The organism is Roseibium aggregatum (assembly GCF_014692675.1).
GTDB lineage: Bacteria > Pseudomonadota > Alphaproteobacteria > Rhizobiales > Stappiaceae > Roseibium > Roseibium aggregatum_C.
This window is the reverse complement of sequence record NZ_JABFCZ010000002.1, coordinates 31,475-42,558: the sequence shown is the minus strand read 5'-3', so window position 1 is coordinate 42,558 and position 11,084 is coordinate 31,475. Positions and strand designations below refer to the sequence as shown.

General features: G+C 60.1%; 10 protein-coding genes. 4 read left to right on the top strand and 6 right to left on the bottom strand.

Annotation, left to right across the window (positions count from 1 at the left end):
- Positions 1-67 precede the first annotated feature (67 nt).
- The 6 genes from HK439_RS01400 to HK439_RS01375 form a co-directional block, all read right to left on the bottom strand.
- A complete protein-coding gene (locus tag HK439_RS01400; RefSeq protein ID WP_190289582.1) occupies positions 68-1,357 on the bottom strand; it encodes a hypothetical protein in 1,290 nt (429 codons plus the stop codon).
- A 41-nt stretch (positions 1,358-1,398) separates the two neighbouring features.
- On the bottom strand, positions 1,399-2,151 hold the full coding sequence (locus tag HK439_RS01395; protein WP_190289581.1) for a FadR/GntR family transcriptional regulator: 753 nt from the start codon (positions 2,149-2,151) through the stop codon (positions 1,399-1,401).
- 51 nt (positions 2,152-2,202) lie between these two features.
- Positions 2,203-3,222 carry a phosphotransferase family protein gene (locus tag HK439_RS01390; RefSeq protein WP_190289580.1) on the bottom strand — a complete coding sequence of 340 codons (1,020 nt, stop codon included), beginning with the start codon at positions 3,220-3,222 and terminating at the stop codon, positions 2,203-2,205.
- Between the two features lies 1 nt (position 3,223).
- Entirely contained in the window at positions 3,224-4,432 is a 1,209-nt protein-coding gene (locus tag HK439_RS01385) for an acyl-CoA dehydrogenase family protein (protein ID WP_190289579.1), read from the bottom strand.
- A gap of 534 nt (positions 4,433-4,966) precedes the next feature.
- On the bottom strand, positions 4,967-5,269 hold the full coding sequence (locus HK439_RS01380) for a helix-turn-helix domain-containing protein (RefSeq protein WP_190289578.1): 303 nt from the start codon (positions 5,267-5,269) through the stop codon (positions 4,967-4,969).
- A 284-nt stretch (positions 5,270-5,553) separates the two neighbouring features.
- The gene (locus HK439_RS01375) at positions 5,554-6,816 is read right to left on the bottom strand and encodes a hypothetical protein (RefSeq protein WP_190289577.1); all 1,263 of its coding nucleotides are present in this window, start codon (positions 6,814-6,816) and stop codon (positions 5,554-5,556) included.
- A 169-nt stretch (positions 6,817-6,985) separates the two neighbouring features.
- Between HK439_RS01375 and HK439_RS01370 the strand changes: the two genes are divergently transcribed.
- The 4 genes from HK439_RS01370 to HK439_RS01355 all read left to right on the top strand — a co-directional run bounded on the left by HK439_RS01370 (position 6,986) and on the right by HK439_RS01355 (position 10,907).
- Complete coding sequence (locus HK439_RS01370; RefSeq protein WP_190289576.1) at positions 6,986-8,431, top strand: XRE family transcriptional regulator; 1,446 nt, start codon at positions 6,986-6,988, stop codon at positions 8,429-8,431.
- 210 nt (positions 8,432-8,641) lie between these two features.
- On the top strand, positions 8,642-9,010 hold the full coding sequence (locus HK439_RS01365; RefSeq protein ID WP_190289575.1) for a hypothetical protein: 369 nt from the start codon (positions 8,642-8,644) through the stop codon (positions 9,008-9,010).
- Positions 9,007-9,258 (top strand): hypothetical protein, encoded by a 252-nt coding sequence (locus tag HK439_RS01360; RefSeq protein WP_190289574.1) that lies wholly within the window; start codon positions 9,007-9,009, stop codon positions 9,256-9,258. Before HK439_RS01365 ends, HK439_RS01360 begins: the two co-directional genes overlap by 4 nt.
- A gap of 401 nt (positions 9,259-9,659) precedes the next feature.
- Positions 9,660-10,907, top strand: a complete 1,248-nt coding sequence (locus tag HK439_RS01355; RefSeq protein ID WP_190289765.1) for a tyrosine-type recombinase/integrase — start codon at positions 9,660-9,662, stop codon at positions 10,905-10,907.
- Positions 10,908-11,084: the final 177 nt, after the last annotated feature.

Below are 11,084 nucleotides of genomic sequence, written 5' to 3'. Positions count from 1 at the left end.
GGAAACGTCAGATGGCCAAAAAAGCGGTAAAAGAAAAAAAGAAATCGCCTTCAGCAAAAAAGGCAAATCAGAAAAAGAAGACCTCTGTCAAGGCACCGGACCTTGAAAAGGAAACCGTCAAGTTCCTGAAAACCATCGATAAAAAGGAAGCGCAGATCTTCCATAGTGTCAGGACCGCGGTCGTGGAGAACATGCGCGCGGGCGGCGAAATCGCCGGCGATCTGCCGAAGAAGGTGCATGACATCGTCTCCGGCGTCCTGTCGGGCGGGCCGAAGGCCGGCAGCAGTGTTCTGATCGCAACGAAAGCGGTGGCGAAGGGCGTTGTGCTCGGTATGGCCGATGTCGGCGAAGACGTGTTCAAGGCCGCGTCGGCGACGGTCAAATCCGTCGCTTCCAAGACGTCTGCGGCCGGAGGTGATACCGGATCGGCGGTATGGCATGCCCTGTCGGGCCTTGCCGAGGCCGGCAGCGAGATCGGCGTCGATGCCGGCAAGCTGGTCGAATCCGGCGCGTCCGGCGCCAGGCACGCGGCAACCGACTTTACCGCCTCAACCGCAAAGATCGTGGAAGAAGGAGCTGCCCGACTTTCGGAAGATATGAAGAAAGTCGTCGGTTCCCTGATGACCACCATCAGTCCGGAAAAGGCCGGGACTGCAACTACTGCCAAACCGACGGCGGCTCCAAAGACAAAAACGGCATCGACGGCCCGCCGCGCGACCTCCGCGCGCAAAACAACGGCCGCAAGAAAACCGGCTGCCACGGCAAAGACACCTGTAGCGGCAAAAGCAGCCGCGAAGCCGGCAGCGGCCAAGCCCGCAGCAGCGAAAGCGCCCTCCAGAACCGCAGCGGCCAAGCCAGCTGGAACAAAGGCGCCTGCAAAGACAACAGCTGCCAAACCCGCAGCAACGAAGGCAGCCACAAAACCGGCAGCAGCCAAGGCAGCAACAGCGAAAGCACCTTCGAGGACGGCAAGGGCCAGGCCAGCTGCCGCGAAGGCGGCCGCGAAGCCGGCAGCGACAAGGGCAACAGCCAAGACGGCGGCAGCAAAACCCGCAACGCCAAAGGCGGCTGCAAAGCCGGCGGCTGCAAAGCCAGCGGCAGCGAAAGCACCCGCGAGGACTGCACGGACCAAGCCCGCAGCCGCAAAAACGAGCGCAAAGACGGCCGCAGCCAAACCGGCAGCAGCGAAAGCACCCGCAAAACCAGCGGCATCCAGGTCTGCTGCCGCCAAGGCACGGCCTGCATCACGGCAGACGAAGCCCGCAGCCGGGTCGGCATCGGCACAGAAGAAATAGAGGGCGCGCGTTTCCCTCCTCCGGCGAAAGCACGGGTAAATAAAAAAGGCAGTCTCCGGCATCCGACGAGACTGCCTTTTCCTCTGGATCTCTGAGGTCCCCCTCAGTCGCGCATGGGCAGAGGCGCGGTCATGTCGAAGCCGCCGACTTCGTAACCCCGTTTGAAATCCTGGATATGCCTGGCCGCCCAGCGCTCGCTTTCATGCGCGTCGCCATCGGCAATTGCCCGGGCAATCGCCTCGTGGGCGGCGGCCAGGCGGTGGCGGGCCTGGGGGACCCTGGCATAGAGATCGACGGTTGCAGAATAGAGGAGCTGCCCGACCGGCGCGGTGGCGAGAGACAGGACCGGATTACCGCCGGCTTCTGAAATCAGCCGGTGGAATTCCACATCGGAGCGGATAATAAAGTCGTCGTCGTCCAGATTGGCTTTCAGCTCCGCTACATTGGCCTGAAGAGCATCCGCCTGATCGGAGGTTCTGTGTTCTGCGGCCAACTGCGCTGCGAAAGGCTCCAGCTTCATCTGCACCTCCCACAGCTCCAGGAAGCTCACCCGCATCATCCGCATGGCGCGGGTATTTACCTTGGTGATGACGTGAGGCTCGGGTGCGGAAATGACCAGCCTCTTGCCGTCGCCGCGGCGGACCAGCGCTGCATTCTCAAGGGCACGGATGCCTTCGCGGACAGTCGACCGGTTGACTCCGAGCAACCCGGAAAGTTCCGCCTCTGTCGGCAACAATTCGCCGACCTTCAGCCGGCCGGCGACGATTTCCGCCTCGATGGCCTTGGCGACCCGGATATAGCCCGGATCCTTATCGATCTGACCCAGAATCGGCTGTCCCTCCTGTTGATCCTGCACCCGTCCATTCCTCCGGGTATTCCTGTGACTATGATCTTGCTCCGGTAGCCGTCAAGCAGCTGTGGGCGGTGCCTCGCCCAGAGCCTCCCAGGCGCGGATGGCAAAACAGCGAGCGAGCGGTCCGAAGCGTGCTGCATCCGGGTCCGACGCGGTTCCCGCTGCCGCCCGGTCCGCGATACCGACGAAGATCACCGCGAAGCGGAACAGCGCGAAAGCCACATGGAACGGCTCCGGTGCCGGAACGTTTGGCAGCACCTCGCGATAGCGCGCTACGAATTCCGCTTCCGTCGGAATCCCCTCGCTCTCCTCCCCCAGGATCCCGCCGTATTCGTCCGGCGCCGTGTGCCAGGGCATGCAGCAGAAACCCACATCGGCCAGGGGATGCCCAAGAGTTGAGAGTTCCCAGTCGAGAACCGAGATCACCCGCGGCTCGCTCGGATGAACCAGCATGTTGCCCAGCCGGAAGTCGCCATGGGCGATCGAGACGAGACCGTCGTCCTCAGGCATGGCCTCTGCAATGCGGGCGGCCAGATCACGTAAAACCGGATCCGGTTTGGAGGGCGAAGCCTCCAGCTGGGAGGTCCAGCGGTGGATCTGGCGGGCGAAGTAATTGCCCGGCCGGCCGTAGTCGCCCAGACCGATATCGTCAGGGATAAGCCGGTGCAGCTTCGCAAGCGTTTCCGCCATTGAAAGATAAAGCGTGCGCCGCTCCTCCGGCGAGGATTCCGGCAGGCGGCAGTCGTTGAACACCCGTCCCTCTACAAAGTCCATCAGGTAGAACGGTGTGCCGAGGATTGCCGCATCAGCTTCGTAAAGCACCGGCGCGGGCACGGGCACATCCGTCGGACCAAGTGCCGTCAGTACACGATACTCCCGGTCGATGGCATGGGCGCCGCGCAGGATCTCGCCATTGGGTTGTTTGCGCAGCACCATCTTTCGCCCGCCGCATTCAACCGTATAAGTCGGATTCGACTGGCCACCGCCGATGCGGGTCAGAGACAGGTCGCCCGCACCGAAGCGATCGCGCAGGTAGCCGGACAGCGCATCGGGATCGAAATCGGTATCGCTCACCCTATGCCTCCGCGACCGGCCACCGGAAGAACGCGCGTCCCTCGCCCGCCAGATAGCGGTTCAAGACCATGCGATGCACCTCGTCGGCCCCGTCGACCAGACGGGCCTGCCGGGCATAGCGATAGATCCATTCCAGGACGGTGTCCTTGGAATAGCCGCGCGCACCGTTGATCTGGATGGCGGCATCGGCGGCCCGGTGCAGCAGGTTGGCCACATGGACCTTGGCCATGGAGACCTCTTTCTGGGCGTAGCTGCCCTGATCCAGCCCCCAGGCGGCCTTCATCACCAGCAGGCGTCCCACCTCGATGTCGGCGCACAGGGTCCCGAGCATGATCTGGACGCTTTCCCGGTCCGCCAGCCGGATCCCGAACCCTTCCCGGCGGGAAGCATATTCCGTGGCAATCTCGACGCAGCGCCTGGCAAGGCCGAGCCAGCGCATGCAGTGGGTCAGGCGCGCGACGCCAAGGCGGGTCTGCACGACCTTGAGACCGCGGCCCTCCTCCAGAACCACGTTGCGGCGCGGGATCCGCAGCCCGTCGAAGATCATCTCGCAATGGCCGCCATGTTCTTCCGGCCCCATGATCGGAATGCGCCGGGTGATCTCCCAGCCCGGATCGTCCTTGTGGAACAGGAAGCAGGTGTGGCCTCGCCGCGCATCGTCGGACGTGCGGGCGACCAGAATGAAATGTTCCGCCTCGTCGGCCCCGGTGATGAACCATTTGTGGCCCTGCACCACATAGTCGTCGCCGTCCTTCCGGGCCACGGTCTGCATCATGCCGGGATCGGAACCGGCGCCCGGATGAGGTTCGGTCATGGCAAAGGCGGAACGGACCTTGCCGTCCACGACCGGCTTCAGCCACCAGTCCTTCTGCTCGTCCGTGCCGAGCGCCTCCATGACCATCATGTTGCCGTCGTCGGGTGCTGCCGAATTGAAGGTCACCGGCCCGAAGATCGAGCGGTTCATTTCCTCGTAGCAGACGGCCATGCCGACACGGCCGACGCCTCGTCCGCCGGTCTCCGGGGCAAGCTGCAGGCACCAGAGCCCCTGCTCGCGCGCCTTGGCCCGCTTGGCGGCAAGGACGTCCAGGCGGATATTCTCGTGGGGATCGTAGTTGGCCCGGTCGGCTTCGACCGGCAGCAGTTCGGTTTCGACGAAACTGGCGATCTGTTCGCGTAAGTCTTCGATATGCGCAGGAATCGTGAAATCCATGGTGGTCCTCACAGGCTGGAGACAAGGTGGCCGCTGTCGACGGCGATAACGGATCCGGTCATGTAGGCCGCCCCGTCCGAACACAATATGTCCTCGTCGGGATCTAAATATCCGATTGTCCGACAATCATACTTTGAACAAGGCGAGTCAAGCCATGCGCTGCATCGACACGGCGCGTGAAATGGAACAACCGTTTGAGGGTTATGGAGGCGATGAGGCAGTTTGCCGACACTATCCGAGTGCCGGCCTGATGCTTGACACCCGGCCGGCTGAAGCGGTCACAGAAAGCCTGGCAAATGAAGATGGCAGCAAGATCACCACTGGAAAGAACCCGGATACCGGCCCCAAAAGGAGTGTGCCGTCCCGGACTTCGCTAATGTGGACGACCGCGGATACGCGCCCGCAACGCACACGAAGGCATCAATCGTTGCGTAAAACATGAACGGGACCAAGTGTCCCTTCCGTCAATGCTCTCAACAGGTCTGACCGGCGCCAACCCCCCCGAGCCTTCCGGCCTTCACCATGTACGGCTGCTCAGAACGCCCGTTCGAGCTCGACCTGTCCCCGCACGTAAAGGGCCACGGCGTGAAGCCGGTTCTTCGCTTCCATACGCTGAACCGCCGCCCGTGTGTGGCATTTGACGGTTGCGGTGCTGATGCCGAGCTCATAAGCGATCTGCTTGTCGGTCAGGCCGGTCGACAGCATCTGAAGGACTTCTCTCTGGCGCGTCGTCAGTTCGGGGAAAGGGTCAGACGAAAGCGGCCGGTGGAGCGGTACGGCAGTGCCTGCGTAGGCGCTGAAGTTGCCTGTCACCAGATTGCCCTCGAACCGTCCCATTTCCCTCTCCCTTCACTATCCGACGCCTGCGGCATGCCCTCATGCACGCCGATCATGATGTTCGGCGGATATTTGATCTTTTTCGGAAAAAAGAAAAGTGTGAAATTGTTACAAGAAATGTTGCGAATAATTTGCAACTGAACAGAAGGCAGTGAGCGGATCTTGTTTACCTGACAAGAGCCGACCTATGGCCCCGCTTCCACATCGAACTCCAACGGATCGCTCAAATGAAAAAAGGGCCGCTCATCGGAGCGGCCCTTTACCTCAATCACTGCAACAACCAATCAGTTGGTGGTCGGCACGCCGTATTCGTGCAGGTAATCGATGATCGCCCGCGCGTCGTCCGTCGCCGTGGTGAAGGCGGTGACGTTGGTCAGTTCACCTGTCGCCTCGCCTCCCAGGATGACATCATAGACGTTCACAGTCTCCGACGCCCACGAGCCGTCCGGCTGCTGGACGAGCACTTCAACTTCCATCGAACCGTAGACGGATTCGCGGTCGTAGACGAAGCTCGAGTAGTCGACATAGCCGTCGGTGAGCGAACCTTCGATACCCAGGATCGTGTTCATGTACTCGATGGAGTCCACGGTCACTGCGATCGTCTTGTCAGAGGCTGCGGCGAAGAACGATGCCGCCACCGACAGATCCTGCGCAGTCAGCGTGCCGTCGACCAGATATGCCAGATCGCCGAGCTTCGTTGGATCATCGATGCCCGAAATGGTTCCGGTGGTCAGCAGCTGATAGTAGAGCGCCAGGTTTTCCAGCGGTGAATCGATCGTCTTTTCGGTGCCGTCCGTCAAGGTGACGACAATGCGTCCGGACGCGTCGAGCGACACGGATACCGCATCATCCGAGTTGATCGTGTTCAGGACCTCATCATACTGTGCGGCCAGAACCTGCGTCGGAGACCGGCCGACGCTCACGCGCCCGAGTTCGACTTCGAGAGGAACAACCGCGGTTCCGTCCGGCAGCGTAGCCAGAAGGTCACCTTCGTCGTTACGCGGAATGCAGCACTGCAGGTCGCCGTTCGCATCCACATATTTCACCTGCACATAGCCGTTCTCGTCGAGGGTCGGCACGCCGTTCTCGTCCCGCAGTATGATGTACATGTCACCGTAGATACCGCCCTTCTTGATACCGGACTCGGTATTCGGACGGCCGGGCTTGTTGTCGCGCCCGCCGGGACCCGCATAATCAGGACGGTCGGAATCCTCTTCCGATTCACTCGATCCGGCGGTTTCGGGACGGCCCGAACCCTTCTTCTGGGCGCCGCTCTGTCCGCCTGGCGTGCCTTTACCGCCAGCCCCATGTTCATTGATGCCGTCGGCTGCGGCCTCTTCTTCCATTCCCCGGAAGACATCGCGCAGATTGCCGCCGCGGCCGCCACTTCCGCGCTGTCCGGCGGCACCATCGCCGCCTCTGCGCTGCTTGCCCTTCGCACCGCCTTCGTCGTGACCGCCGTCATCGTGACCGCCATCGCTGTGGCTGCTGCCGCCGCCGCTGCTGTGGGACTGGGCAAATTCAGCCTGCCGCCAAGCCCCCTCCACCCGCGAATCATCCGACTATCACATGACTTCATCGCCATACCGATCGCCGGAAGGCAGCCACGCCTCCCCCGAAAGATGATCGGATCGCTTTTTGGTTTCATTGCAGATAAAAAGTATGGGAAATTATTGCAGGAAATGCTGCAAATTCTTCGCAAACGGGCCGGAGACCATGACCAAGAAACTGTTTGCCGGCCATATCCTGAGGAAAATCCGCGAACGGGCGGAGCTGTCCCAGGTCGATTTCGCCCGCCGGCTCAACCTGTCTCCGTCTTACGTCAACCAGCTTGAAAGCAATGTCCGGCCGATTTCGGCCAGCGTTCTGATCGCGGTCAGCCGCGAGTTCGGCGCCGACCTCTCAAGTTTCGAGACGAATGATCTCGACCGGCTTGTCTCCGACCTGTCGGAAGCCTTTGCCGACACGCGGTTCCATTCCGGTTCGATCGGCCTGCAGGAACTGAAAAGCGTGGCGATTCACACGCCCGATTTCGCCCGCGCCGTTCTCGATCTCTACAGCGCGCTGCGCCACATGAGCGAACAGCAGGCCTTCATCGACGACGCCATCGTCATGCACGGCCGGCAGACCGAACCCGCCAAACGCCTGACCTCGCCTTATGAGGAGGTGCGGGACTATTTTCACTACACCGACAACTATGTCGACGATCTGGACACGGCGGCGGAAAGCCTGGCGAACGAACTCGGCCTCGCCTGGCACTCCGACCGGTTTTCCCTTCTGGCGAACTGGCTGACGGCGAAACACAACGTCGTGGTCGAGATCTCCGATGGCGACCGTGCGGGGGAAGAAGCCATCATGAGCTTCGATCCGGCAAGGAAGATCGTGGTGCTCAACCGCGCCCTTCCTCGGTCGACCATGGCGTTCCTCCTGGGCAATGTGATCGCGGAACTGACCTCGGAGTCGTTGATTGCCGCGCATCTTGATGAGGCCAATTTCGCAACCGCCGCGGCAAGCGATATCTGCCGTCTCGCACTTCGCAACTATTTCGCCGGCGCCCTGCTCCTGCCCTACCGGAAATTCGCTGCACTCGCCCGGGACTACCGTCACGACCTCGACCGCCTCGCCACCACCAGCGGCGCCAGCCTGGAGCAGATCTGCCATCGCCTCTCGACCCTGCAACGCAGCGGGGAAAAGGGCGTGCCCTTCTATTTCCTGAAAGTCGACCGGGCGGGCAACATCATCAAGCGTCACAGCGCGACCCGGTTCCAGTTCGCCCGCTACGGCGGATCTTGCCCCTTGTGGAACGTCCACGAGGCCTTTGAAAATCCGGAGGGCCGGTTTTCCGTTCAACACGGCGAGATGCCGGACGGCATTTCCTACGTGTGCCTGGCGACCAGCGTCACCAAGCCTGCATCATCCTACACCGACCGCCAGCGCCGCTATGCCCTGGGCCTCGGCTGCGAGGCCAAATACGCCGACCTGCTGGTCTATGCGGACCGGCTCATCCCGAGCGACAAGACAAAGGCCTCTCCCGACCGGATCGGCATCAACTGCCGGATCTGCCCGAGAAACAATTGCGCCGACCGAGCCTTCCCCGCGCTCGACAAGGAGCTCCTCGTCGATCCGACGACCCGCCGTGTCGTCCCGTTTTCCATGCGCTGAACGCCAAACGCCCGTTCGTGAAGGCCTATCGCAGACGCCTGACAATCCTGACCGAATCCCGCCTTCCTTCGCGGCACCTGAAGCATGGGTAGCAGGAAGACTGAAACCGGACGTGGATTGCAGGCGTCGAATAATTGAATCCTGTGCTTGCTTGCAGTTTTCGGCCAGTTCTTTAGCCTTGGGTTTTTCGAACGGATTTTCGAGGCCGTCATGTCGCAAAAACACCGGGACGAACTCAAAGCCTTGTTTCAGAAGCCCTGCACCAATGTCATCGGGTTTCATCAATTGCTTAAACACCCTGAACCGAAGAAATTCGGGCCGATCAAGCTGATGCAGTACCGCGCCTATATGGTTGGCGGCGGCCTCAAGGTGGCGGAGATGATACTGCGCTACGACGATGTCTTTTTCGAATTGTTCCCGCACAAACGGGAACAGATCGATCGCCTGAGACGCCAGGCCGACGAAGTCCAGCGTATGGCGATCATGCTCGACGGGGAAAGCACGGCGCGCTGGAGCAACCGGCTTTTCAAATTTGCCAGCGACTGCATCGCAATTTTCGACGGTGACAAGAACCGATGAACGACCGGCAGATGAAACGGCTCATGGACATGATGCATTCGTCATCCGGCGCTGTCATCAATGCCCATGACATCCTCCACGATCCGCAACATGCCGACGATCAGGAACTTCGGGACATGGCGCTGAAGCTGCATGAGGAAAGCGCTTTCCGGCTCGCGCTCGTGGTCGATGCCTTCCTTCAGGAAACGATCGACCGGCGGCACAAGACCGGAAACTTCCAGTATCCGTTCCCGCCATTCGACGAGTGAGGTCCGCTTCCCGGTCAGGGGACCGTGCGTCTTTCAGCACCAAACGCGCAGCGCCTGAAAGAACCGATTTGAATTGTGTTTTCAACTCGCTGGCAACAACACTTGAATCAATTTGCCAGTTCAGGATCCGCCTGAACAGCGGACGCTATGGCCGCAAGCCATCTGAAAAGCCCTTGGTAGCAACCGCGAGCAAGAGACTGAAGCAAAAACAGATATGTACATGGCGAAAAATGGCGGAGAGGAAGTCCGCCTAACAGAAATTCTCTTTTGTTCGTGAGCGCCTCTAAAATAGGGAGAAATAGTGGAAAAACAGCCATTATATGTTTGTAGCTGTTCGTTGTAATTCGCCAAAAATCGCCTTATCTTTTAGGGACAGTTTTAGGATTTTTAGGGTCAAGGCGATGGCGCGAACGGCAAAGCGACTTTCAGCACGTGCAGTACAGACACTTTCAAAGGCGGGACTACATGCCGATGGCGATGGGCTTTACCTGTCGGTAAAACCGACCGGCGCAAAATCCTGGCTGTTTATTTTTCAATGGGACGGTAAACGCAAGGAAATGGGGCTGGGCAAGCTTTCGGCGGTTTCCTTGGCAGATGCCCGCGAAAGCGCTGGGGAGGCGCGGACGCTCGTTGCAAAGGGCGTAAACCCCATTGAGCAGCGCAAAGCCGAAAAGGCCAAAAACGCTGACCAGACATTCGGCTCTTTTGCCGATGCTTTGATTGATGACCTTGCGCCGGGGTTTCGAAACCAAAAGCACATTGCCCAATGGCGGATGACCCTAAAAGCGTATGCCGCGCCGTTGCGTCCCAAGCGCTTGGATGAAATCGACACGGCGGCTGTCTTATCGGTGTTGCAACCGATCTGGCAGACAAAGCCCGAAACCGCCAATCGGTTGCGCGGTCGTTTGGAACGCGTTCTGGACGCGGCAAAGGCAAAGGGGCTGCGCTCTGGCGAAAATCCCGCAAGGTGGCGCGGCCATCTGGATTCGCTTTTGCCGAAACGCCAGAAACTCAAACGCGGCCATCACGCGGCGATGCCTTATAAGGCTATTCCCGACTTCATGGATGCTCTCAGAGCAAATGAGAGCCTATCAGCACTCGCATTGGAATGGTGCATTCTGACCGCGACCAGAAGCGGCGAAACGCTCAATGCAACATGGTCGGAAATTGACCGGCAAAACGGAATTTGGACAATTCCCGCCCAGCGCATGAAGGGCGGTCGGGAACATCGTGTACCGCTTACAGACTGCCTTACAAAATTGCTCGACAGGCTTGCCCTCTTACGTCGTGAGGATGATTACCTATTTCCGGGCACTAAAAAAAGCAGGCCGCTTTCTGGCATGTCGATGGCGATGCAACTGCGGCGGATGGGGCAAGGCGGCTTTACCGTCCATGGTTTCCGAAGTGCATTCAGAGATTGGACCGCAGAGGAAACAAGCTTTCCGCGTGAGATTGCCGAAGCGGCTTTGGCCCATGTCTTTGGCGATGCAACGGAGCGGGCCTATCGGCGCGGCGATGCCTTGGAACGGCGGCGAGACTTGATGGCAGCTTGGGAGAGCCATTGCGACCCGGAGTCGGATGGAAACATCATCGTCCTAAGAAATAGGTTCCGCGTATTTAGGGCGGCCAAGAGACCTGACAAAACCTGACACTCAGCGCCAAAACAAATCCCCGGCTCACTATCGGGCAGTCTGCAAACAAACCGATAGCGCCGGGGAAAATTCAACCCTGACTAAAGGAATTGAACGATGAGGACATTACCTCAGCGAGCGACCTCGCTCAATCCATCCCTTCCGCTTTTCGATTGGGCGGATCGACAAACCGTT